We start from the raw sequence: 23,627 nt of genomic DNA on the forward strand, positions 1-23,627 counted from the left end.
GAGACGCACCCATTGACGTGACATGCCCCGCATGCCTAACGTCCCGGCAATCCAGTTGAAACCTTTCACGACGCCGTGGCCGCTCGAAGGGGCCGGCCCCGGACGTCGTCGAGGAGCCACCCATGACCCACCCGTCCGACCCGGGACCGGCCCCGGTCCTGGCGCTGCGGGACGTCGCCAAGTCCTTCGGAGCCGTACGCGCCCTGCGGGGCGTCTCCCTGGAGCTGTTCCCCGGCGAGGTGCACGCCCTCGCCGGGGAGAACGGCGCGGGCAAGTCGACCCTGATCAAGACCCTCGCCGGGGTGCACCGGCCGGACGCCGGCCGGGTGCTGCTCGACGGCGAGCCCGTCGTCTTCCACGGTCCCGGCGACGCCCGCGCCGTCGGTATCGCCGTGATCTACCAGGAACCCACGCTCTTCCCCGACCTCTCGATCGCCGAGAACATCTTCATGGGCCGTCGGCCCCGGCGCTCGCTCGGCCGGATCGACCACAAGGCCACCCGTGCGGCGACCGCCGCCCTGATGGCCCGGCTCGGCGTCGCCCTCGACCCCGACCGTCCGGCGCGCGGACTGTCCATCGCCGACCAGCAGATCGTGGAGATCGCCAAGGCGCTCTCCTTCGACGCCCGTGTCCTGATCATGGACGAGCCGACCGCCGCCCTCACCGGCAGCGAGGTCGCCCGCCTCTTCGGCGTGGTGCGCACCCTGCGCGACCAGGGCGCCGCCGTCCTGTTCATCTCCCACCGCCTGGAGGAGATCTTCGAGATCTGCGAGCGGGTGACGACCCTGCGCGACGGCGCCTGGATCGCCAGTGAGCCGCTGGCGGGCATGACCGAGGACGACCTGGTCCGCCGGATGGTGGGCCGCGACCTCGACGAGCTGTACCCCAAGCAGGACGTCACCCCCGGCGAGGTCGCCCTCAGCGTCCGCCGGCTGACCCGGGAGGGCGTCTTCACCGATGTCTCCTTCGAGGTCCGGCGCGGCGAGATCGTGGGCCTGGCCGGACTCGTCGGCGCCGGCCGCACCGAGGTGGCCCGAGCGGTGTTCGGCATCGACCGCCGCGACGCCGGCGAGGTCGTCGTGGACGGCCGTCCCCTCACCAACGGCGCCCCCTCCACCGCCATGGCCGCGGGCCTCGCGCTCGTCCCCGAGGACCGCCGCGCCCAGGGCCTGGTGATGGACCTGTCGATCGAGCGCAACATCGGCCTCACCGGCCTGCGGACGACCGTGCGGGCCGGGCTGATGGACCGGGGCGCCGAGCGCAGCCGCGCCCTGGACTGGGCGGTCCGGCTCCAGGTGAAGTACGCCCGGATCGCCGACACCGTCAACACCCTGTCCGGCGGCAACCAGCAGAAGGTCGTCCTCGCCAAATGGCTGGCGACCGGCCCCAAGGTGCTGATCGTCGACGAGCCCACCCGCGGCATCGACGTCGGCACCAAGGCCGAGGTGCACCGGCTGCTCGGCGAACTCGCCGCCGACGGGGTCGCCGTCCTGATGATCTCCTCCGACCTGCCCGAGATCCTCGGCATGGCCGACCGCGTGCTGGTGATGCACGAGGGCCGGCTCACCGCCGAGATCCCCCGCTCCGACGCCACCGAGGAATCCGTGATGGCCGCAGCCACCGGGAGGGCCGCCGCATGACGGTGACCACCCCCGACCGGGCCCCCGTCGCCGAGGCACCCACCTCCCGCGGCACCCGGCTCGTCGACCGCGTCTTCAAGGTGCGCGAACTCGCCATCCTGGCCGTCTTTTTGGTGATGATCGCCGTCACCCAGGCCGGCAACAGCGCCTTCCTCTCCGAGCAGGGCATCAAGGACCTGCTGCTCAACGCGACCATCCTGGTCCTGGTCGCCACCGGCCAGTCCCTGGTCGTCATCACCCGCAACGTCGACCTGTCGGTCGGCTCCACGCTCGGCATCAGCGCCTTCGCCGCCGGTACCTACCTGCACGGCGGCGGCGACCCGCTGCTCGCGACCGTGCTCGCGGTCCTCCTCGGCATCGGCTTCGGGCTCCTCAACGGCCTGCTGGTCAGCCTCGGCCAGGTGCCCGCCCTCGTCGTCACCCTCGGCACGCTCTACATCATCCGGGGCATCGACTCCATCTGGGTCGGCTCCCGGCAGATCACCGCGGCCGATCTCCCCGCCGGATTCGTCGACTTCGGCTCCGGCGGCCTGGCCGCCGTGCCCTACCTCGCGCTGATCGCCCTCGCCGTCCTCGTCGCCACCGCCTACTACCTCAAGCACTACGGCAGCGGACGCGAGTTGTACGCCCTCGGCTCCAACCCCGAGGCCGCACGCCTCGCCGGCATCCCGGTGCGCAAGCGGATCCTCGCCGCCTACACCTTCTGCGGCGGCCTCGCCGGACTGGCCGGCGTCCTGTACCTGGCCCGCTTCGGCAACGTCGACTCCGGGACCGGCACCGGCTACGAACTCACCGTCGTCAGCGCGGTCGTGGTCGGCGGTGTCGTCTTCACCGGCGGCTCCGGAAGCGTCTACGGCGCCGCCCTCGGCGCCCTGCTCCTCACCTCGGTCAACAGTGTCCTGCCCGCGCTGGGCGTCAGCTCGGTGTGGGTGCTCGCCATCAACGGCGTGCTGCTCCTGCTCGCGATCGCGGTCGACCGGATCGTGGCGCTGCGCGTGGCCGCCGCGCTGAACGCCCTGAACGCCCGTAAGAGGAGGCCGGCTTCGGCGCGGCCCGCCGTCGAGGACGCCGCAGAACCCGTCGTAGAGCCGACCGCGGAACCTGCCGTAGAGGCCGTCGTAGAGCCCGCCGTAGAGCCCGCCGCTGAGCCCTCCGCAGAGCCCGCCGTAGAGAAGAAGGGGGAGGCCCGTGCCTGAGTCCGGATCCCTTGCGCACCGCGTGATCCGCTGGGACACCGTCGTCGGCGCTCTCCTGATCGTGCTGCTGCTGTTCTCCTTCACCTTCGTGGACGGCTTCGGCAACGCCCTCAATCTGTCGTTCCTGATCGGCAACACCCTGCCGATCGCGCTCATCGCGCTGCCGATGACCCTCCTCGTGGTCTCCGGCGAGATCGATCTCTCCGTCGCCTCGACCGCCGGTCTGTCCGGCGCGGTCATGGGCGCCCTGTGGAACCAGGGCATGACCATCGAGTCGATCATCCCCATCTGTCTGCTGCTCGGCGTGGTCTGCGGGCTGGTCAACGGCCTTCTCGTGACCCGCCTCGGGCTGCCGTCCCTCGCCGTCACCATCGGCACCCTCGCCGCCTATCGGGGCATCGCACAGATCGTGCTGGGCTCCGACGCGGTCACCGACTTCCCCACCCAGTACCTGGAGTTCGCCGCCGGACGGGTCGGCGACAGCTTCCTGCCCCAGGCGTTCCTGCCCTTCCTCGTGCTGCTCGCGATCGCCGTCGTCGCCCTGCACGCCACCCCGTTCGGCCGCTCGCTCTTCGCGATCGGCGCCGGTGAGGAGGCCGCCCGGTTCGCCGGCATCCGCGTCAAACGACACAAGCTGATCCTGTTCACGGTGACGGGCCTGATGGCCTCGCTCACCGGGATCTTCTGGGCGCTGCACTACGCCAGCGCCCGCTACGACAACGCCACCGGCCTCGAACTCTCCGTCGTCGCCGCGGTGTTGCTCGGCGGCATCGACTTCGACGGCGGCAAGGGCACCCTCGGCGGCGCGATCGCGGGCGTGTTCCTGCTGGGCGCCCTCCAGAACGTGATGAGTCTGCTCAGCGTCTCCGCGCAGTCCCAGATCGTCGTCACCGGTGTGCTGCTCGTCGTCTCCGTGCTCGGCCCCCGGGTCGCCCGGCAGATCTCCGTCGCCCGCGCCGCGGCCCGCTCCACCGGCTAGGCGTACGCCGGGCCCCCACGCATCCTCACCACCAACTCCCCTCTCCCAGAAGGAATTTCCATGCGCAAGTCATCCCTTCGGCGTGCCTGTGCGGCCCTCGCCGCCGTCTCCTCGCTCGCGCTCACCGCCACCGCCTGCGGCGGCACCACCAAGGAGGACGTCAAGAGCGAGGGCGGCCCGGCGGCCGCCACCGGCAAGGCCGACCCGAACGCCGAACTGAAGAAGGGCCTCACCGTCGGCTTCCTGCCCAAGCAGGTCAACAACCCCTACTTCACCTCCGCCGACAAGGGCGGCGAGGCCGCGCTGAAGGAACTGGGCTCCAGCTACAAGGAGGTGGGACCCTCCAGCGCGACCGACACCTCCGGACAGGTGAGTTACGTCAACACGCTCACCCAGCAGCAGGTCGACGCGATCGCCGTGTCCGCGCAGGACCCGGGTGCCCTGTGCACCGCGCTCAAGCAGGCCATGAGCGGCGGCATCAAGGTCGTCACCTACGACTCCGACACCAAGCCCGAGTGCCGCAACGCCTTCGTCTCCCAGGCGTCCGCCGAGGACCTGGGCCGCACCGAGGTACAACTCCTCGCCGAACAGATCGGCTACAAGGGCGAGATCGCGATCCTGTCCGCCGCGCAGACCGCGACCAACCAGAACACCTGGATCGAGTTCATGAAGGACGAACTCAAGGACGCCAAGTACAAGGACATCAAGCTGGTCAAGGTCGCGTACGGCAACGACGACGCCCAGCAGTCCTTCCAGCAGACCCAGGGCCTGCTCCAGGAGTACCCGAACCTGAAGGGGATCATCTCCCCGACCACCGTCGGCATCAAGGCCGCCGCCCAGTACCTGGCGGGCTCCAAGTACAAGGGCAAGGTCAAGCTGACCGGCCTCGGCACCCCCAACGACATGCGCACCTACGTCAAGAACGGCACCGTCGACGCCTTCGAGCTGTGGGACCCCGCCAAGCTCGGCGAACTGGCCGCCCGCACCTCCGTCGCGCTGGTCTCCGGCCAGATCACCGGCAAGGAGGGCGAGACCTTCACCGCCGGCGACATGGGCTCGTACACGATCGGCGAGGACGGCGTGATCAGCCTCGGCAAGCCGACCGTGTTCGACGCGAAGAACATCGACCAGTTCGACTTCTGATGCCACAAGGGACGTTGACAGGGGCGTTGATGCAGCGCGTGTGCTTCCTGCTGAAGGTCAGGGCGGACCGCCTCGACGAGTACCGCGAGCGGCACGCCTCCGTGTGGCCCGAGATGCTCCGGGCACTCACGGCCACCGGCTGGCGCAACTACTCGCTCTTCCTGCGGGAGGACGGTCTGCTGGTCGGCTATCTGGAGACCGAGGACTTCGAGGCGGCCCGCGCCGGGATGGAAGCGACCGAGGTCAACGCCCGCTGGCAGGCGGAGATGGCGCCGTTCTTCGAGTCACTGGACGGCGCCCGGCCCGACGACGCCATGAGACCGCTCACCGAGGTGTTCCACCTCGCCTGACCACCCCCGGCACACCCTTCTTCGAACGCCCGCGCCCGCCCCGACGACGGAGTCCCCGTGATGAACCGACGCACGCTGCTCGGCGCCGCCCTCGCCGGTGCCGTGGTGACCCCGGTGCTCACCACCGGCACCGCCCGCGCCGCCGACCCCGGCCCCTCGGTCACCCGCACCGGCACCACCACCCTGGACACCCGGGCCCTGTACTTCGTGTCCTACGACGGCCTGGTCAACAACAACTCCTTCCAGAAGAACGGCCTGTTGACGTACAAGGGTCACCAGTACGCCGCCTGGTACACCGCCGACCGCAACGCCGTCGTCGGCCGCCGCGCGCTCGGAGCCACCACCTGGTCCACGGTCGCCGTCGGCCACACCTTGCGCTACGACGACTCCCACAACGTCATCTCCCTGGGCGTCTCGGCGCTCGACGGCCGGCTCCACCTGAACATGGACTCCCACAGCGACGGCTTCACCTACGTCAAGTCCGTCGCCGGGCTGCTGGACAACCCCACCGGCCTGAGCTGGACGTCCGCCCGCTTCGGCACCCCCGTGTCCACCCTCGACGGCCTCACCCTCACCAGCCAGTTCACCTACCCCCAGTTCATCGCCACCCCCGAGGGCCGGCTCCAGCTCAGCTACCGTGCCGGGGTGTCCGGCAACGGCCGCAACGGCCTCGCGGAGTACGACGGTTCGGCCTGGACCGCCCTCGGCGAATGGTCCGCCTCCACCGGCACCTACAGCAGCGAGCACGGCTCGTCCACCGCCCGCAACATGTATCTGCACGGCATCGACTACGACGCCAACGGCCGGCTGCACGCGTTCTTCACCTGGCGCGAGCAGAACGGCGCCGTGATGTGCAACGGCGGCGGCATCACCAACCACGACACCGGCTATGTGTACTCCGACGACCGCGGCCGCACCTGGCGCACCGGCGCGGGCACCGTCGTCGGCACCACCGGCGGCGCCGACAAGGTCGCCGTCACCGACGCCGGCCTGGTGGTCGACGCCCTCAACCCCGACCACTCCCTGATGAACCAGGAGAGCCAGGCCACCGACTCGGCCGGCCGGCCGCACGCGATCATCAGCTACGTACCGGGCCGCTTCGGTCAGTGCACCACGAACTACGTCACCGACCGCACCGCCAACGGCCGCGCCTTCCACGTCCGCAGGAACGCCTCCGGCACCTGGCAGAAGACGGAGATCCCGGTACCCCTGAACTCCAGCCAGCGCACCAAGCTGGTCCTGGACCGCTACGACAACGCGTACGCCGTCCTCCCCTTCGGCCGGATCGCCGGCGCGTCCAAGGCGTCCGGTCACACCGACTGGACGCTCCTCTTCGACGGCGGCGGACTGAACGCCTTCGGCGAGGTCGTGATCGACGAGACGAGGATCAGGGCCGACAACACGCTGTCGTTCATGTACCAGGAGAGGTCGAGCGGGACGACCCCCTCGGCACTCCGTGTCGTCGACTTCGCGCTGCCCGCATGACGCGGGCGGCGCGCAGGCGGCGTGACGGTAATGTGAAGACCGTCCCGCCGTACCCCGCTCACCTGGAGGTCCCCGCCTGATGGCCCAGTCGGTGGGAATCAAGGACGTCGCCCGTGCCGCCGGAGTCTCCGTCGGCACGGTCTCCAATGTCATCAACCGCCCGGACACCGTCGCCACGGAGACCCGCGCCCGGGTGCTGTCCGCGATCGACCGGCTCGGCTACGTCCGCAGCGAGTCCGCGCGCCAACTGCGCGCCGGCCGCTCCCGGATCATGGGCCTGCTCGTCCTCGACATGGGCAACCCCTTCTTCGTGGACGTGGCCCGCGGTGCCGAGCGCGCCGCGCGGAAGGCCGGGCTCGGTGTGATGGTCTGCAACAGCGCCGAGAGCGTCGGCGAGGAGGCCGAGTACCTCTCCCTCTTCGCCGAGCAGCGGGTGCGCGGCGTGCTCCTCACCCCGGCCGACGCCACCGGCCGCAACATCGACTCCTTCCGCCGGCACGGCATCCCGTTCGTGCTGGTCGACCGGGTCGCCGAGGGCACCACCGAATGCTCGGTGTCCGTGGACGACGTGGCGGGCGGCGCGCTCGCCGTCCGCCATCTGATCGACGCCGGGCACCGCTCCCTCGCCTACGTCAGCGGCCCGCCCGGGTTCAACCAGGTCCGCGACCGCCGTACCGGCGCGCTGAACGCGCTCGCCGAGGCCGGGCTCGGGCCCGAGTGCCTGCGCGAGCTGCCCACCGAGCGGCTCGACGTGGCCGCAGGCCGGGACGCCGGCGCCCGGCTGCTCGGCCTCGCCGACCGGCCCACCGCCGTGTTCTGCGCCAACGACCTGCTCGCCCTCGGCGTCCTCCAGGCGATGTACGCGGCCGGCGTCGGCGTCCCCGACGACCTGGCCATCGTCGGCTACGACGACATCGAGTTCGCCGCCGCCGCGGCCGTACCGCTGACCTCGGTGCGCCAGCCCGCCGTCACCATGGGCGCCCTCGCCGCGGAACTCCTGCTGGAGGAGACGGAGGACGGCGCGGGCCGGCACGAGCACCGCCGGGTGGTGCTCCAGCCGGAACTGGTGGTGCGGCGCTCCAGCCTCGCGGCGCGGTGACGCGGGGCCCTGGAGGTGCCGGACGCTGATCCGCCGTTCAGTAGGCCCCCGTGGTCCCCCGGCCGTCGCGGCCGCCCCGACATGTGCTGAACTGGGACGCGGCCCGCATCCCGAGCGTCCCAGGAGCCCCCTGTTGTCTCTCAGCTACCGCCAGCCCGGCGTCGTCCTCACCGACCGCCGGTTCACCGTGCCCCTCGACCACAGCGACCCGGCCGGGGAGACGATCGGCCTCTACGCCCGTGAGGTCGTCGCGAGCGACAAGGCGGGGCAGGCGCTGCCCTGGCTGCTCTACCTCCAGGGCGGCCCCGGCTTCGGCGCCAACCGGTTCGTCGGCAGGCCCGCCTGGCTCGGCCGCGCCCTGAAGGAGTTCCGCGTCCTCCTCCTGGACCAGCGCGGGACCGGCCACTCCACGCCCGCCAACCGCCAGACGCTCCCACTGCGCGGCGGCCCCGCAGAGCAGGCCGACTACCTCACGCACTTCCGCGCCGACTCGATCGTCAGGGACTGCGAGCTGATCCGCCGCGAGGTCACCGGCGGCGCCCCCTGGACCGTCCTCGGCCAGAGCTTCGGCGGCTTCTGCGCCGTCCACTACCTCTCCACCGCCCCCGAGGGCCTCGCCGCGGCCCTGATCACCGGCGGTCTGCCCTCCCTCGACGCCCACGCCGACGACGTCTACCGCGCCGCCTACCCGCGCATGGAGCGCAAGACCGCCGCGCACTACGCCCGCTACCCGCAGGACGTCGAGCGGGTCCGCGCGATCGCCGACCATCTGCTCCGCCACGAGGTCACCCTGCCCAACGGCTACCGGCTCACCGTCGAGGCGTTCCAGACCGTCGGCATCCTGCTCGGCGGCGGCGACGGCAGCCACCGGCTGCACCACCTGCTGGAGGACGCCTTCGTCCCCACCCCGCACGGCCCGGATCTGTCCGACGCCTTCCAGGAGGAGATCCAGGGCCTCCTCTCGTACGCCGGCCACCCCCTGTACGCCCTCGTCCACGAGGCGATCTACGGCCAGGACGCCCGCCCCACCGCCTGGTCGGCGGAGCGGGTGCGGGCCGAGTTCCCGCAGTTCGACGCGGAGAAGACGCTCACCGGCGACGGACCGCTCCTCCTCACCGGGGAAACGATTCACCCCTGGATGTTCGAGACCGACCCCGCCCTGCGCCCGCTCCGCGAGACCGCCGAACTCCTCGCCGCCCGCACCGACTGGGCCCCGCTCTACGACCCGGCGCGCCTCGCCGCCAACGAGGTCCCGGTCGCGGCCGCCGTCTACCACGACGACCTGTACGTCGACACCGCGCACTCGCTGCGCACCGCGCGCGCCATCCGGGGCCTGCGGACCTGGGTCACCGACGAGTACGAGCACGACGGCGTCCGCGCGGGCGGCCCCCGTGTCCTGGACCGCCTCCTGTCCCTCACCCGCGACGAGGCGTGAGCGGGCGCCGGACGCCCGCCGCCCCTACCCTGCTGGCATGACCGAGCCGACGAACCCCCAGCTCCGTCCGATGCCCGAGGACTGGCGGCGGGCCCTGGCCGTCGTGGCCCACCCGGACGACCTGGAGTACGGCTGCTCCGCGGCCGTCGCCGTCTGGACCGACGCCGGCCGCGAGGTCGCCTACGTGCTGGCGACCCGCGGAGAGGCGGGCATCGACACGGTGCCGCCGTCCGCGTGCGGTGCGCTGCGCGAGCGGGAGCAGCGGGCGAGCGCGGCGGTGGTCGGCGTGTCGACGGTGGAGTTCCTCGACCACGCCGACGGAGTCGTCACCTACGGCCCCGACCTGCGCCGGGACATCGCCGCCGCGATCCGCAGGCACCGCCCGGAACTCGTGATCACCCTCAACCACCGCGACACCTGGGGCGGCGTCGCCTGGAACACCCCCGACCATGTCGCCGTCGGCCGCGCCACCCTCGACGCCGCCGGCGACGCGGGCAACCGCTGGATCTTCCCCGAACTGACCGACCAGGGCCTCGAACCCTGGAACGGCGTCCGCTGGGTCGCCGTCGCGGGCTCCTCGACCCCCACCCACGCGGTGGACGCGACGGCGGGCCTGGACCGCGCGATCGCCTCCCTCCTGGAACACCGCACATACATCGAGGCCCTCACGGACGAGGCGCCCGAGACGTACGCCCGCAACTTCCTGACCGGGGTGGCCCGTTCGGCGGGGGAGCGGTACGGGGGCCGCCCGGCGGTGGCCTTCGAACTCTTCCCCCGCTAACCGCACGTCGTCAGATGCGTGCCGGCGGCGATCACCCGCGCCACGGCGAGCGGTGAGCACAACTCCCCGGGGGCCGCGACGGGCACCGCCCAGTACGACGCCCAGGTCTCGGCGTCGAACTCCACCCGCGCGGGCGGCGGCACGCCCAGATAGGCACCCCGGCCGAGACAGTCGACCTCGACGGCCTGCCACTCCTCGGCGGCGTCCCGCCAGGTCCGGGGCACGCTCGCCGGCACGAGGGCGTAGTACCGCGCCCCGCCGTGCAGCACGCTGATGACGGGCCCGCCGTCGAGCGCCTGATCAAGAAACGCGTCGACATCACCCACCGCACTGCTCCCCGCAACGGCATGCACCAGCCGCGCGGGCAACCGCACCACGGAGAACACCCCACCCAAGGGCAACATGGCGGCCCCCAACTCCCGCCACTGCCTGCGAGCCACTTCACGCCCACGGGCATCCGCCAGGGTCGACAGCAGCCAGTGCTCGACGGCAGGCAGGGATCTCTGGTCGGTGTGAGCGCTCATCAGCATGCCTCCGCTGTACGTAACTGCTGCTGCTCGGCATGACGTTAGGAGTGCGGCGTGTGGGGTTGCCAGGGATGTGCAGATCTGTGCGCCGCCGTAACTCATCCTGGTTGTAGCGAGAATTTCACCCTTGACGACTGCTCCCTGTCAGGCCGCCCCTTCTGCAAGGAAATGCACATCGCATCGGACGGAGAGCGGCATGACGTTACGGTTCATCGGCATCGACCCCGACACGTAGACGGCGGACGGCCCCACCGTCCGGATCAACGAGGAGTGGCAGGAATTCGTGTTCCAAGAGCGGAAAGCAGGGTTGGACCTCGAAGCGCAGGCAGCCGCATTCGAGGTTCGGGGGCACGCCGTCGGCATCTCGGACGACGAAGGGGTGTTCCGCATTCCCGCCAGGTTGGCGCCCGTGATCCGGGAGGTGTGCGATGCCATCGGGCGCGCCCACTGTCGCTGAACGCCTGGCTGGCTGCAAGCGCTCTGCCGTCCACATCGAGACGCGTGATCACCACGGTGTCGCGCATGAAGCGGCCGATTTTCAGAGCTGGTTGCGGCCTGCCGACTCGACACCGACCCCCGGTCCGAGGAACGGGCGCCATGGGTCGAGCTGGTATCGAGCGCCGTCACACGCGGGGTCAGCGTCCGGCGTGCTCGCGTCGTCTCCGAGCCGGTGTCCGACTACATCCGCTACGAGCACGCCTCCACGGTCGTCAACTTGCTGGCGGGAGAGGAGGTTCGCTGGCTCCCTCGGCGTCAGGCCCTCGGAGTGCTGCTCCCGGCCACCGACTTCTGGCTCTTCGATGAAACAGTGGTCCGCTGGGGCTTCTTCTCCGGTGAAGGCGCTCTCCTCGGCCACGAGGTGTCCGAAGATCCCGGCACCGCCGGACAGTGCGCCGAGGTGTTCAAGGCCGTATGGCAGCGGGCAGTCCCGCACGCCCAGTACGACATCCACTGACTGAGAAAGCGCAAGCGACCAGACCATGCCCGCCTCGCCGTCCTCATCCGCCCAGGCCGCGCGCGGAGCCGTCGCCCAGCGGCTGCGCGACCTCCGGAAGGAAGCCGGCCTGACGGTCGTGGAACTGGCCGCGGCGTGCGGCTGGCACCACTCCAAGACGAGCCGCATCGAGAACGCCCTCACCGGCCCCTCCGCCAAGGACGTGCGTGCCTGGTGCGCGGCAGTGGGCCAGGCGGACCGGGCGGGCGACCTCATCGTTCAGTCGCTCACTGCGGAGTCCATGTATCGGCAGTGGCGCGACCAGGTCCGGTCCGGTCTACGGCACCTCCAGGAGTCCCGCGCGAAAGCGTTCCGTACCACCGAACTGTTCCGTATCTACTCGTCCAGCCTCGTGCCAGGGCTGCTCCAGACAGAGGGATACGCGGCAGCCGTCCTGGGCATCTCGGCGCACGTCAATGGGTTGCCGGTCGACGACAGCGCCGAAGCGGCGCAGGCACGGGTCGAGCGCTCACGGCTCATCCACGAACCCGGACACCGTGTGGTCGCCGTCATCGAGGAGGCCGTGCTGCGGTACCAAGTCGCCGACGCGGATGCCATGGCAGCCCAGTTGGGGTACCTGCTCACCGCCGGCGCGCTGCCAGCCGTGTCGCTCGGCATCATTCCGATGGCCACCCGGCGCGCGCACTGGCCGGAGGAGACCTTTCACCTGTACGACGAACGCCTTGTCTCCGTCGAACTCGTCTCAGCCGAGGTGTCCGTCACGCAGCCCGGCGAAATCGCCCAGTACGCCAGGGCCTTCGAGCGACTGCGAGGCCTGGCGGTGTACGGAGCCGAGGCGCGCCGTCTGATCCTCCGCGCGATCGAGCAGCTTCACTGACCCCGTTGGTGCGCAGGTCAGTAGGCTGGAGGGATGCCTACTCAGACAACCGACCGGAGCGCGCTGCAAGGGGATTGTGGCCGTTGTTTCGGGCTGTGTTGTGTCGCCCTGCCCTTTGCCCGGTCCGCGGACTTCGCTCTCGACAAGCCGGGTGGGACGCCCTGTCCGAATCTGGGGGAGGGGTACCGGTGTGGCATTCATGCGCGGTTGCGGGAGTCCGGGTTCGTCGGTTGTACCGTCTACGACTGCTTCGGGGCCGGGCAGCGCGTGTCGCAGGAGACCTTCGGCGGGAAGGCCGGGGGCCGGTTGATGTTCGACGTGTTTCCTGTCGTGCGGCGGCTGCACGAGCTGCTCTGGTATCTCACCGAGGCCCTCGACCTGCCCGCCGCCCGGCCGGTCCACGGTGAGCTGCGCCGGGCACGGGAGCGGACGGAGGAGTTGGTTCGGCTCGGGGCCGAGGAGTTGGTCGCGCTGGATCTCTCCGGCCATCATGACGACGTCAGCGCCTTGCTGTTGCGTGCCAGCGAACTTGTTCGGGGTGGCCGTGGGAAGGATCGGCGGGGCGCCGATCTCATGGGCGCCCGGCTCAGAGGCGCCGACCTGCGAGGGGCGAGCCTGCGCGGTGCCCTGCTCATCGCCGCCGATCTCTCCGGTGCCGATCTGCGCGGCGCGGATCTCATCGGTGCCGACCTGCGGGACACCGACCTCACCGATGCCGATCTGACCGGCGCGTTCTTCCTGACCCAGCCGCAGGTCAACGCCGCCCGGGGGAACGGCGGCACCCGGCTGCCGGGGTCAGTCGGCCGACCTGTGCACTGGGCAGCCGGGGGCTGACGGATCCTCGTCGTCCCGTCGCTCCACAGCCACAGCCACAGCCACAGCCGCCGTCGCCCTCGGCGTCGTACGGCGTTCCAGGCCCAGGCGCAGACCCTCCGGCATCAACGTCAGGCGCTCCGTGACGCGCAGGCGGTACGCCGGGTCGGGGCGGAGGTCGTAGCGGCGTAGGAGCAGGGCCAGGACCAGGGTGGCCTCGTGGAGGGCGAACTGGCGGCCGATGCAGGCCCGGGCGCCCGTGCCGAACGGCTTGTAGGTGTGGGCCGCCCGCGCGCGGACGGCCGGCGCCTCGAACCGGTCGGGGTCGAAGCGGTCCGCGTCCGGACCCCACACCTCGGGGTCGCGGTGCAGCATCGCCGTCAGCACCAGCGCCCACGCACCCCGCCGCATCGGATGCTCCCCGGCGAGCACCGTGTCCTCACGGGCCTCCCGGGCGAACGCGGGCGCCGTGGGCCACAGCCGCAGTGCCTCGTCGAGCACCCGGCGGACATAGCGCAGCTTGGCCACCTGCTTGTATCCGGGCACGTCCGCGTCGCCCCAGACCCGGTCCACCTCGGCGCGGGCGCGGGCCGCGATCTCGGGGTGCCGGGCGAGGTAGTGCAGCGCGAAGGAGAGCGCGCCCGAGGTGGTCTCGTGCCCGGCCACCAGGAAGGTGATGACCTGCCGGCGGACGTTCTCCGCGGACAGCCGCTCCCCGGTGCCGGGGTGGACGGTGTCGAGCATCCGGTCGAGCAGATCGCCCTGCCCGCCCCCGTCACCGCCCCCACCCGCGCGCGCCCGCACCAGGTCGTCCACCGTGCGGTGGAGGTACGCGATGTCCGCGTCGTTGCGCCGCCCGGCCCGCCGCAGCAGCGCCGGGGTGGGCACGCTGTTCAGCCGCTGCGCGTAGGTGAGCGTGCCCACCATCGCCGTCACGAAGGGATGGAGCCGGTCACGCTCGAAGGAGCCGAAGTCGTGCCCGAAGCCGGTGCGGGCGATCGTCTCCAGCGTCAGCTTGGTCATGTCCCCGGGCACGTCGACGGTCCGCCCCGCGGCCAGCTCCCGGTCCCAGTGGCCGGTGAGCCGCGCCGCCACGTCCAGCATCATCGGGTGGTAGGCCGCCATGGCCTCCCGGCTGAACCCGGGCGCGAGGACGTCGTGCGCCGTCTGCCAGTTGGGCTCGTGGTTGTACGCAGTGAACAGCGCGTCCCCGACGACGGGCCGCAGATTGGCGATGCCGAGCCCGACGTGCTTGGCGAACCGCGACTCGTCGGCCAGGTCCGCGGCCAGCGAGTGGCCCCACACGAACACGAACTCCCGGTGGAACGCCTTGCGCCGGAAGATCGGCCCGAGCTGCCAGGCGTAGCGCAGGGTGTCCTGGAGCGGGGTGTGCCGGCTCGCGCCGAGCAGATCGCCGAGCAGCGGGATCCGGCGCGGCGGATGCGGGATGCGCTCCAGCTCGGGCCAGCCCTGCTCGGCGCTGCGGAACCCCTTGGGCAGCGGGTCCCCCGACGCGTCTTCAGGCGCACCGTCCGCCGCGTCCCCGGTCCTCGTCGCCGTGTCCGCCATGACGCGATCTCCCTTGATCCAGCGGCAGGTTGAGCGTGTTGTACGCGAGTTCAATAACGCGTTCAGTGTGGTCCCGGCGCCGAACCGGCGTCAAGTAGAGTGCGCGCATGGCCGCGAACCAGGGGGAGCGCACCGAACGCCCCCGGCGCCGACTCAGCACGGGGGAACGCAGGGAGCAACTCCTCGCGGTCGGCGCCCGGTTGTTCTCCGAGAGTCCGTACGACGAGGTCTGGATCGAGCAGGTCGCCGAGATCGCCGGGGTCTCCCGCGGGCTGCTGTACCACTACTTCCCGACCAAACGGGACTTCTTCGCGGCCGTCGTCGAGCGGGAGAGCGAGCGCATGCTGCGTATGACGGCGGCGGTCCCCGGCGTTCCGGTCCGCGACCAGCTCGCCACCGGGCTCGACACCTATCTCGCGTACGTCGAGACCCACGCCCACGGCTACCGCGCCTTCCACCGCGCGGACGCGGCCGGCGACCAGAGCGTGCGCCGCGTCTACCGGCGGGCGCTCGCGGCCCAGGAGCGGCAGATCCTCGCGGCCCTCGCCGCCGACCCCGAGTTCGGCCCCCTCTTCGGCCGGCGGCCCGAGGTCCGGCTCGCGGTGCGCGGCTGGCTGGCGTTCACCACGGCCGTCTGCCTGGAGTGGCTGCGCGGTTCGGATCTGAGCCGGGAGCAGGTGCGCGACCTGTGCGCGCGGGCGCTGCTCGGGGTCGTCTCACCGTCCGCGTGACGCGAGGCCCGACCCGAAAGCCCGCTCGATCCTCATCACCATGGTTGGCGTCGGCCGCGATCTCCGATAGCTTAGGCAAGGCTTACCTAAGGAGGTTCTGGGATGGGTGACAGCCCTAGCTGGACGGCCGTGCCCGGCGCGGCCGAACGGGCCCGCTCGGTGCTGGCCGCCTCGTGGTCCTGCGCGGTGACCGCGGACGGCGGCCGCGAGGAGTTCGTCGGTGCGCACACGGTCGACGAGGACGGCAGGGTCATCCTGCACGTCCCCGAGGACAGCTCGCTGCTCACGGCCGCGATCTGCGCGCCCCGCGGGGAGCCGTCCGCCGTGCTGGAGTTCGCCGACGTCGCACCCGTCCCCGTCCGCAACCGTATCCGGGCCCGGCTCTGGCTGGCCGGCTGGTTCACCCCCGAGGACGGCCACCTCGCCTTCCACGCCACCCGCGTCGTGCTGAAACAGCCCACCGGCGCCGTGGTCGTCTCCCTCGACGAGTTCGCGGACGCCGCTCCCGACCCGCTCGCCACCGCCGAGGCCCAGCTCCTCACTCATCTCGCCGACTCCCACCCCGACGCCGTCGAGCGGCTCACCCGGCTCGTCCAGCGCGACAGCCTGCACGGCGCCGTCCGCGTCCAGCCGCTCGCCGTCGACCGGCACGGACTGACGCTGCGCATCGAACGCGCCCGCGCCCACGGCGACGTACGCCTGCCCTTCCACGCGCCCGCCGACGACGTCGGCCAGCTCACCGAGCGCATGCACGTCCTGCTCACCCAGGCGAGCGCGGCCGCCTGCCCGCGCGCCCTACAGCGGCACCGCACAGACGGCGACGGGTGACGCGAACGGCTCGCCCGTGAGCCGCGGTTCACCGCTCGCCGCGTCCACCCGGAACACGCCGACCGTGCCCGAGCGCTGGTTCGCGGCGAACAGCAGACCGCCGTCCGGGGACAGCGCGATCTGCCGCGGGAAGTCCCCGGCCACCGGCACCGTCCCGACCAGCCGCAGCCGCGCCCCGTCGGCCTCCACCGCGTACCGGGCGAGCGTGTTGTCGCCCCGGTTCGCCAGGAACGCGTGCGCGCCGTCCGGCGTGACCGCGAACTGCGCCGGATAGTTGGTGCCCGCCTTCGCGCCCGTGGACTGCGGTGCGCCGATCCTGAGACGGCCGGTGGCGGCGTCGTAGCCGCACACCGCGACCGTGTCGTCCGACTCGTTCGCGAGATACGCGTACCGGCCCCCGGGATGAAAGGTGAGATGGCGCGGCCCCGCGCCCGCCCGGGTGTGCGCCTGCGCGACCTCGGTGAGCGTGCCGTTCCGCTCGTCGAGCCGGTAGCTGTAGACCGTGTCCGTGCCCAGGTCGACGGCGAGCACATGGCCGCCGTCCGGCGCGGTGACGACCTGGTGCGCGTGCGGCCCCTGCTGCCCCGGACCGGGTGCGGGACGCCGGTGCGTGACCTGGTCGGTGCGCTCGCCCAGTGCCCCCGAGGCGTCGATCGGATGCACGGCCACCGTCCCCGAACCGTAGTCGGCGCTCAGCAGCCACCGCCCGCCCGGATGCACGGAGACATGACAGGTGTGGGCCCCGCCGGTCGCCCGGCTGCCCAGCACCGCGCGGTCCGACAGCCGTACGGCGGTCACCGCGCCCCGCGCCCGCTCGTTCGCCGCGTACAGCGTGCCGCCGTCCGGGTGCACCGCGAGATACGACGGGTCCGGCACCCCCGTGATCGTCCCGCCGCCGGTGATCCGCCCCGACACCGGGTCGTAGGACGCGACCCCGATGCCGCGCCCGCCGCCCTCGGCGGAGGTGTAGGTGCCGAGGTAGAGAGGGCGCGGGCCGGAAGGGGACGCGGAGGACCCGGGGGCGGACGTCCCGGCCGTCTCCCGCGCCTCGGGTACGGCCCTCCCGCCCGTGCCTCCGGAGTCGTCGGCGCACCCGGCCAGCGCCGCCGACGCGGCCGCCCCGCCGAGCACGCCCACCAGCCGCCGCCTGCTCCAGCCGCCGCCCGACTCGTCCGTCCCACTGCCCATCTGCGCACGCACCTCAGGTCGTCCCGCGTCCCGCCCGTGACAGCCACCTTGTCGTGCTCCTGCCGCGGAACGCAAAAGCGCCGCCGCGAAACGCCCCCGCCGGGTCCTTACCGGTTCCGGCGGCGGAAGGGCCCCGGCAGGCGGACGCGTTCGCGCATCCGGTACAGGGCCGGCATCCGCTCGCGCTGCTCGCTGGAGACCCGGTCCAGTTCCTCCAGCAGCCGGCGGGTGCGGTGCTCGGTGTCCAGCTCGTCGATCATGCGGTTGACCTCCGCGAGCACCGCGCCGTGGAGCTGCCACTCACGGACGTCGTGCTGGACCCGCTCCATGAGGAGCTGGGCCAGCTTGTCGCGGGTGGTGGCGGCCTGCCGCAGCTCCGCGGTGAGCCGGGCCTCGGCGGCGTCCGCGTTCAGGCTGACCTGGGTGGTGACCAGCACCGCGAAGCTGACCACGGCGTCCGCGATCTCCGACAGCAACTGCTCCAGCGTCTCGCCGATCGCGGGCGCGAACAGCGGCTCCGGTTCGCGCTCCTTGGCGAGGTCGGTGAGGGTGCGGGTCAGCACCCGCAGCACGACCGTGCAGATCTCCAGCGTGTCCAGACCGGTGCGCAGCACCACCCGGTGCAGCAGACCCTCACGGACCCGCGGATTGAGCCGCAGACTGTCCTCGGCCTGCCGCAGCGCCGTGTCCACCTCCACGATGTCGTGGTCGAGGCGGCGCGCCTCGTGCAGCCGGGCGGCCGCCTGCTCGAACGCGGGGCGTCCGGCGGCCTGCTCCCCGACGTGCAGCATCAGCAGCCGGACCCGGCGGGCCAGCCCCTCGATCGACTCGCCCGCCGCCTCCACCCACACGGGTGGTGGCAGCAGGAGATTGCAGCTCAGTCCGACGACGGCCCCGATCAGGGTCTCCAGGACCCGCGCCCAGGCGGTGTCCCCGACGGAGGTCACGCCGAGCACCAGCATGGCGCTGATCGCCACCTCGGGCACATACTCGTCGACCCGCACCAGATGGCCCACGGCCAGCGACGCCATGATCAGCAGCGCCAGGCTCCACCAGGTCAGACCCACCAGCAGACTGAAGGCGATGGCGACCAGTACGCCGGCCACCACCGCGTTCACCCGGCGGATGCTGTTGGTGAGGGTGCCGTACAGGGTGACCTGGACGACCAGGAGCGCGGTCAGGGGCGCGGTGAGCGGCGCCGGTTCGGTGCTCAGATGGAGCGCCACCACATAGGCGACCGTCGCCGCGGCGGTGGACCGCACGGCCTGGACGACCACGGGTTCCCTACGGCGCCGAACGATCCGTGCCGCCCGCTCACGTACATCTCGCATCCCCAGTTCCGTTCCCCCTCCCCACGGTGCTCGAACGTTTCTCCTGAAGGATCATGCGTACAGCGTGTCGAGGAACGCGGCCAGGTTGCCCGTCGTGCGGGCGATCTGCTCCGCCCGGGTGAGGCTCTCCTCGAAGCGGCCGCCCCGGTCCGGGACCTTCACTCCGCGCACATAGAGGGAGCAGGCGAGATCGGCGCACATGTACAGGCCGACGGAGTTGCCCTCGCGGCCCGCCGCGCCGGTCTTGCGGGCGGTCATCAGGGAGACCCCGCCGCCGGGGTGGGTGGTCAGACAGAGCGAGCACATGCTGCGGTGCGGGGAGCCGTGCCGCGACGGCGGGAGCCGCAGGGTCACGCCCACGAGCCGGTCCTCCCGCTCGGTCACCAGGTAGCAGCGGTCGGGCGCGCCCGGATCGCGCCAGCCGAGGAAGTCCAGGTCGTCCCAGGGCCGGTCGGCCAGATCGCGGGGGACCGGCAGCCGCTTGGCCTCGCCCTTGGAGCAGTTGACGAAGGAGCTGCGGATGTCCTGCTCGGTGAGTGGCTTCATGGCGGTCTCCGTTCATGGTTCACGGTTCACCTAGGGACTCTAGGTTTTGGCCTAGGGTAGGTAGTCGCAGTCCGTGGCGGCCAGTGAATTTCGCGCTCGCGGGCGGACGTCTCTCCGGTCGCCAAGTCCGCTCGCGGCGGGCGATGTTCGCGGAACGCCCCGGACGCGCCGGACGTCTTCCGTACCCTGTACCGGGACCACACCCCCGGTGCCCTCGCGCCGGGCCGCCCGGGGTCGCTTAGCTCACATCGTGAACTAAGGGTTGGAGGAATCTCGCGCCCAGCCCGCCCGCAGCGGTATGTTGCAGGTCGGGCAGGGTGCGAAGGGAGCGACATGACGGGGCGGAACGGGCGCACGGTACGCGATCTCAGGCGGGCCAACCGTACGGCCGTACTGCAACGGCTCTACTTCGACGGACCCCTCAGCCGGTTCGAGCTGGGTCCGGCCACCGGGCTCAGCTCCGGGTCGATCAGCAATGTCGTCGCCGATCTGGTCGCCGACGGACTGGTGGAGGAGGCAGGCAGCGTCGACTCCGACGGCGGCCGCCCCAGGATTTTGCTCAGGGTCGCACCGGCCAGCGGCCACATGATCGGCGTGGACGTCGGCGAGACCCGGGTCCGGATCGAGCTGTTCGACCTCACCCTCACCGAACTCGCCCGCGTGGAAAAGCCGTTGGAGCAACGGCGGTACGAGGTCGAAGGCATCGTCGGGCACATCCGCGAGGGCGTCGCCGAGGTCCTCGCGGCCGCGGACATCACGCCCGAGCGGCTGCTGGGCGTCGGGATCGGCGTCCCCGGCATCGTCGAGCACACGCCCGACCGGGGCGCGGTCGTGCACGGCCAGACCATCGGCTGGGACGCGGTCCCGCTGGAGGCCCTGCTGCGCGAGGGCTCCCCGCTGCCCGCCACGGTGCCGTACTTCATCGACAACGGCGCCAAGACCCTCGGTCAGGCCGAGATGTGGTTCGGCGGCGGCCGCGGCGCCCGTAACGCCGTCGTCGTCCTCTTCGGCTCCGGCGTCGGCGCCAGCATCGTCACCCCGGACGTGGAGCAGGGCCGGGCCGTCGAATGGGGGCATCTGACGGTACGGGTGCGCGGGCGGCGCTGCCGCTGCGGCTCGCTGGGCTGCCTGGAGGCGTACGCGGGCGCGGAGGCGCTTCTCGACCGCTGGCGGGAGGAGGGCGGACGTCCGCCCCGGGGCACCGACGAGGAGACCGCGCTCAGCGCGATGCTCGCCGCCGCCCACCCGGCCGACGGCGGCGAACCGGACGCCGTGGCGCTCACCCTCCTCGACGAGACGGCCGAGTACCTCGGCGCGGGCCTCTCCGACCTGATCAACCTCTTCCAGCCCGAGCGCATCCTCATCGGCGGCTGGGCGGGCCTGGAACTCGGTGTGCGCTTCCTGTCCGCCGTACGCCGCCACGCCACCGCGTACGCCCTGCGCCACCCGGCGGAGAAGGTCACCGTGGAACTGGGCCGCCTGGGCCCCGACGCGGTCACCGTGGGCGCGGCGATCCTCCCGCTGGCCGACTTCTTCACCCGCGGCGGCCGCCGCCCCGAGCCGCTCCCCACGGGCCCGGAACCGGCCTGGCGCACGGCACTGGAGGAACGGGCGCCGCACTGACGTGGGGCTGGTGGTGGGGGAGGTGCGCGTAGGCATTGCGCCACCCTGCCGGGAAGGTCACCGTGCCGCCGGGCCGACCGGGCCCCGATGCGGTCACCGCGGATGCGGCGGTCCTGTCGCCGGCCGCACTGTCGTTTCGCGGGTCGCGGGGGAGGTGCGCGGACGGCCCGCGTCACCCGGCCGAGAAGGTCACCGTGGAGTTGGTCGGCGGCGGGCCCGGTGCCTGCCTGGCGCGCCGCGCGCCGCACTGACGTTTCGCCCCGTGCGGGGGTGGTACTCGCTTCGCCTCAGTGCCAGCGGGAAGGAGCGGGCCGTGACCGACCACCGCGACGAGGGGCCCGGCGAGCAGGGGCCGCCGGTGCCGCGTGATCTGCCGGATCAGCAGGCCGGGGCGGGCGACGACCCCTGGGACGTCGACGAGTCCGACCCGACGGAACCGGAGGCCGACGCGGAGCCTGACGCGGCCGACCCGGACACCCCCGACACCGACGAGGCGGGTACCGGGCGGCGTGGCGCGCCGCACGCGTCCGGGGTGCATCCCGGACAGCCCGTGCCGGACGAACCGCCGGGCTGAGCCGCGTCACGCGCGCGACCACTCCAGCAGCCGTTCCACCGGCCAGGTCGTCACCACCCGCTCCGCGGGCACCTCGCACTCCTCGGCCCGCGCGCAGCCGAGGATCTGCCAGTCCAGTTGGCCGGGCGCGTGCGCGTCGGTGTCCACCGAGAACAGCGTGCCCGCGTCCACGGCCCTGCGCAGCAGCCGGCGCGGCGGGTCGAGCCGCTCGGGCCGGCTGTTGATCTCCACCGCCGTACCGGCCTCGGCGCAGGCCGCGAACACCTCGTCCGCGTCGAACCGCGACTCCGGCCGGCCCTTCCCGCCCACCAGCCGTCCGGTGCAGTGGCCGAGGATGTCCGCGTGCGGATCGCGGACGGCGTTCACCATGCGCCGGGTCATCGCGGGGGCGTCCATCCGCAGCTTGGAGTGCACGGAGACGACGACCACGTCGAGCCGCTCCAGCAGTTCCGGCTCCTGGTCGAGGGAGCCGTCGTCGAGGATGTCGCACTCGATGCCGGTGAGCAGCCGGAACGGCGCCCAGGTGGCGTTCAGCTCCTCGACGGCCTCCAGTTGGCGGCGCAGCCGCTCCGGCGACAGCCCGCGGGCCACCGTCAGCCGGGGGGAGTGGTCGGTCAGGACGGCCCACTCGTGGCCGAGGGCGGCCGCGGCGCGGCCCATCTCCTCGATCGGGCTGCCGCCGTCCGACCAGTCGGAGTGCAGATGACAGTCCCCCCGCAGCAGCGCCCGCAGCCCCGCGCCGGCCCCGTCCTCCGTGAGCGGACGCCCCGCCTCCGCCTCCAGCTTGGCCAGATACGACGGCACCTCGCCGGCCAGCGCCTCCCGCACCACCTGCGCGGTCTTCGGGCCGACGCCCTTGAGCGACTCCAGCGTCCCGGCCGCCGCCCGCTCGCCGATCTCGCCGTCGGGCAGCTCCGCCAGCACCCGGGACGCCGTACGGAAGGCCCGGACGCGGTACGTCGGCGCCAGTGACCGTTCCAGCAGGAAGGCGATCCGGTCCAGGGCCTCGAGGGGATCCATCGCCACCTCCCGGCTCCGCCTCCTTGGTCCACCTCCTGGATCCAGGGTTCCCCAGGTCGGTCCGGCCCGCATGTCACGGAATGCCATGATTCGCCCCGGAAGATTCCGTGATTCCGCTTTACCCTCTAATACATGACCGAAGTCGCGAGCCCTCACATCTCCAATCCACGGATCATGGTGCTCGGGGTGCAGCCGGGCACGCCGCCGTTCCGGATCGTGGAGATCGACGGTGAAGTGGTCGGTGCGGCGACGGCCGTCACCGACGTCCTGGAGACGGCCGCCGCGTTCGGCATCACCGTCCACGACCTCGACGATCCGGACGTCGTGCGCTGGGTGGGCGGCGACCGCTACACCTGGAAGCCCCGCTAGGCCCGCCGGCCCTGCTGGGCCCTGACCGCCCGGCGGGGCCTGCGGGCGTGCACGGCCCGGCCGACGCGCCGGCCGAGCAGCAGCCAACCGATCAGCGCGCCCGCGGTGTTGAGGATGACGTCGTCGATGTCGAAGGCGCGCCCGGTGACCAGCGCGCCCTGGGCGAACTCCACGAGGAGCATCACCGACGCGGTCAGCAGCAGCACGCTCAGCAGGCCGCGCGCCCGGGGCGCGACGACCGGCACCAGAATGCCGAACGGCACCCCGAGCAGCACGTTCCCGCCGATCTGCTTGACCGCGTCGCGCACCGTGGACCGCTCGACGTAGGCCCGCAGCGAGTCGCCCGGCCGCAGATTGGAGTGCACCAGCGCCTCGGAGGCGGGCGACGGCTCCAGGGTGAGCCGGGCCAGTACGACCGCGAACCCCACCATGAAGGCGAACGCGAACAGCATCGCCAGCAGCCGCAGGGGGAGCGGGAGCGGCGCCTCCGTACGAGGACCGGTGGTGTCCGGCCGGGTGGTGCGTGGACTTGCCGCTTCCCTGGCCATGCGATGGTCCTCCAGTCCTC

Annotated in this window: 23 protein-coding genes and 1 pseudogene; 17 read left to right on the forward strand and 7 right to left on the reverse strand. The window is 72.1% G+C overall.

Annotated elements, in window-relative coordinates:
* Positions 1–122: 122 nt before the first annotated feature.
* From AFM16_RS33870 to AFM16_RS33910, 9 genes and pseudogenes are all read left to right on the forward strand, one after another.
* Positions 123–1,640, forward strand: coding sequence for a sugar ABC transporter ATP-binding protein (locus AFM16_RS33870; protein WP_078636225.1), 1,518 nt, complete (start codon positions 123–125; stop codon positions 1,638–1,640).
* Positions 1,637–2,668 (forward strand): annotated as a pseudogene (locus tag AFM16_RS33875) (ABC transporter permease); the annotation flags it as partial. The gene AFM16_RS33870 and the pseudogene AFM16_RS33875, both read left to right, overlap by 4 nt.
* A gap of 160 nt (positions 2,669–2,828) precedes the next feature.
* Complete coding sequence (locus tag AFM16_RS33880) at positions 2,829–3,815, forward strand: ABC transporter permease (protein WP_030791771.1); 987 nt, start codon at positions 2,829–2,831, stop codon at positions 3,813–3,815.
* Between the two features lie 60 nt (positions 3,816–3,875).
* Positions 3,876–4,958 carry a rhamnose ABC transporter substrate-binding protein gene (rhaS, locus tag AFM16_RS33885; protein ID WP_030791774.1) on the forward strand — a complete coding sequence of 361 codons (1,083 nt, stop codon included), beginning with the start codon at positions 3,876–3,878 and terminating at the stop codon, positions 4,956–4,958.
* Between the two features lie 29 nt (positions 4,959–4,987).
* Complete coding sequence (locus AFM16_RS33890) at positions 4,988–5,308, forward strand: L-rhamnose mutarotase (protein ID WP_030791777.1); 321 nt, start codon at positions 4,988–4,990, stop codon at positions 5,306–5,308.
* A 60-nt stretch (positions 5,309–5,368) separates the two neighbouring features.
* Positions 5,369–6,793, forward strand: coding sequence for a BNR repeat-containing protein (locus tag AFM16_RS33895; protein WP_078636226.1), 1,425 nt, complete (start codon positions 5,369–5,371; stop codon positions 6,791–6,793).
* Between the two features lie 79 nt (positions 6,794–6,872).
* A complete protein-coding gene (locus AFM16_RS33900; RefSeq protein ID WP_030791782.1) occupies positions 6,873–7,892 on the forward strand; it encodes a LacI family DNA-binding transcriptional regulator in 1,020 nt (339 codons plus the stop codon).
* A gap of 133 nt (positions 7,893–8,025) precedes the next feature.
* Positions 8,026–9,327 (forward strand): alpha/beta fold hydrolase, encoded by a 1,302-nt coding sequence (locus AFM16_RS33905; protein WP_078636227.1) that lies wholly within the window; start codon positions 8,026–8,028, stop codon positions 9,325–9,327.
* A 37-nt stretch (positions 9,328–9,364) separates the two neighbouring features.
* The gene (locus AFM16_RS33910; protein WP_030791791.1) at positions 9,365–10,108 is read left to right on the forward strand and encodes a PIG-L deacetylase family protein; all 744 of its coding nucleotides are present in this window, start codon (positions 9,365–9,367) and stop codon (positions 10,106–10,108) included.
* Here AFM16_RS33910 and AFM16_RS40280 read toward each other — a convergent pair.
* Positions 10,105–10,434: a hypothetical protein gene (locus AFM16_RS40280; protein ID WP_245177865.1), complete on the reverse strand. Its 330-nt coding sequence runs from the start codon at positions 10,432–10,434 to the stop codon at positions 10,105–10,107. The two genes, AFM16_RS33910 and AFM16_RS40280, sit on opposite strands and share 4 nt — an antisense overlap.
* An 808-nt stretch (positions 10,435–11,242) precedes the next feature.
* Between AFM16_RS40280 and AFM16_RS40520 the strand changes: the two genes are divergently transcribed.
* From AFM16_RS40520 to AFM16_RS33935, 3 genes are read left to right on the forward strand one after another with little or no spacing between them, the layout of a single operon-like run.
* The gene (locus tag AFM16_RS40520) at positions 11,243–11,590 is read left to right on the forward strand and encodes a DUF6879 family protein (RefSeq protein WP_323188801.1); all 348 of its coding nucleotides are present in this window, start codon (positions 11,243–11,245) and stop codon (positions 11,588–11,590) included.
* Between the two features lie 25 nt (positions 11,591–11,615).
* Positions 11,616–12,467 carry a helix-turn-helix domain-containing protein gene (locus AFM16_RS33930; RefSeq protein ID WP_078636229.1) on the forward strand — a complete coding sequence of 284 codons (852 nt, stop codon included), beginning with the start codon at positions 11,616–11,618 and terminating at the stop codon, positions 12,465–12,467.
* A gap of 33 nt (positions 12,468–12,500) precedes the next feature.
* A complete protein-coding gene (locus tag AFM16_RS33935) occupies positions 12,501–13,301 on the forward strand; it encodes a pentapeptide repeat-containing protein (RefSeq protein WP_078636230.1) in 801 nt (266 codons plus the stop codon).
* Here the strand turns inward: AFM16_RS33935 and AFM16_RS33940 are convergent.
* Positions 13,263–14,849 (reverse strand): cytochrome P450, encoded by a 1,587-nt coding sequence (locus tag AFM16_RS33940; RefSeq protein ID WP_078636231.1) that lies wholly within the window; start codon positions 14,847–14,849, stop codon positions 13,263–13,265. The two genes, AFM16_RS33935 and AFM16_RS33940, sit on opposite strands and share 39 nt — an antisense overlap.
* Before the next feature lie 107 nt (positions 14,850–14,956).
* Between AFM16_RS33940 and AFM16_RS33945 the strand changes: the two genes are divergently transcribed.
* Both AFM16_RS33945 and AFM16_RS33950 read left to right on the forward strand, forming a co-directional pair.
* On the forward strand, positions 14,957–15,580 hold the full coding sequence (locus AFM16_RS33945) for a TetR/AcrR family transcriptional regulator (RefSeq protein WP_030791806.1): 624 nt from the start codon (positions 14,957–14,959) through the stop codon (positions 15,578–15,580).
* A gap of 102 nt (positions 15,581–15,682) precedes the next feature.
* Positions 15,683–16,408, forward strand: a complete 726-nt coding sequence (locus AFM16_RS33950; protein WP_030791809.1) for a DUF2470 domain-containing protein — start codon at positions 15,683–15,685, stop codon at positions 16,406–16,408.
* On the opposite strand, the gene AFM16_RS33955 is transcribed toward AFM16_RS33950, so the two are convergent.
* The 3 genes from AFM16_RS33955 to AFM16_RS33965 form a co-directional block, all read right to left on the reverse strand.
* On the reverse strand, positions 16,376–17,596 hold the full coding sequence (locus AFM16_RS33955; protein WP_078636232.1) for a lactonase family protein: 1,221 nt from the start codon (positions 17,594–17,596) through the stop codon (positions 16,376–16,378). The genes AFM16_RS33950 and AFM16_RS33955 overlap by 33 nt on opposite strands.
* Before the next feature lie 107 nt (positions 17,597–17,703).
* Positions 17,704–18,927, reverse strand: coding sequence for an FUSC family protein (locus tag AFM16_RS33960; protein WP_030791815.1), 1,224 nt, complete (start codon positions 18,925–18,927; stop codon positions 17,704–17,706).
* A gap of 51 nt (positions 18,928–18,978) precedes the next feature.
* Positions 18,979–19,473 (reverse strand): FBP domain-containing protein, encoded by a 495-nt coding sequence (locus tag AFM16_RS33965; RefSeq protein ID WP_078636233.1) that lies wholly within the window; start codon positions 19,471–19,473, stop codon positions 18,979–18,981.
* Between the two features lie 333 nt (positions 19,474–19,806).
* On the opposite strand from AFM16_RS33965, the gene AFM16_RS33970 reads away from it, so the two are divergent.
* Both AFM16_RS33970 and AFM16_RS33975 read left to right on the forward strand, forming a co-directional pair.
* Positions 19,807–21,096 carry an ROK family transcriptional regulator gene (locus tag AFM16_RS33970; protein ID WP_030791821.1) on the forward strand — a complete coding sequence of 430 codons (1,290 nt, stop codon included), beginning with the start codon at positions 19,807–19,809 and terminating at the stop codon, positions 21,094–21,096.
* A gap of 313 nt (positions 21,097–21,409) precedes the next feature.
* Positions 21,410–21,670 (forward strand): hypothetical protein, encoded by a 261-nt coding sequence (locus AFM16_RS33975; RefSeq protein WP_078636234.1) that lies wholly within the window; start codon positions 21,410–21,412, stop codon positions 21,668–21,670.
* 6 nt (positions 21,671–21,676) lie between these two features.
* On the opposite strand, the gene AFM16_RS33980 is transcribed toward AFM16_RS33975, so the two are convergent.
* Complete coding sequence (locus tag AFM16_RS33980) at positions 21,677–22,690, reverse strand: PHP domain-containing protein (protein WP_030791826.1); 1,014 nt, start codon at positions 22,688–22,690, stop codon at positions 21,677–21,679.
* 132 nt (positions 22,691–22,822) lie between these two features.
* Between AFM16_RS33980 and AFM16_RS33985 the strand changes: the two genes are divergently transcribed.
* A complete protein-coding gene (locus AFM16_RS33985) occupies positions 22,823–23,059 on the forward strand; it encodes a hypothetical protein (RefSeq protein ID WP_030791829.1) in 237 nt (78 codons plus the stop codon).
* Here the strand turns inward: AFM16_RS33985 and AFM16_RS33990 are convergent.
* Positions 23,056–23,607, reverse strand: coding sequence for a VanZ family protein (locus tag AFM16_RS33990; protein WP_078636235.1), 552 nt, complete (start codon positions 23,605–23,607; stop codon positions 23,056–23,058). The two genes, AFM16_RS33985 and AFM16_RS33990, sit on opposite strands and share 4 nt — an antisense overlap.
* Between the last annotated feature and the right edge of the window lie 20 nt (positions 23,608–23,627).

The organism is Streptomyces antibioticus, assembly GCF_002019855.1.
Taxonomy (GTDB): domain Bacteria; phylum Actinomycetota; class Actinomycetes; order Streptomycetales; family Streptomycetaceae; genus Streptomyces; species Streptomyces antibioticus_B.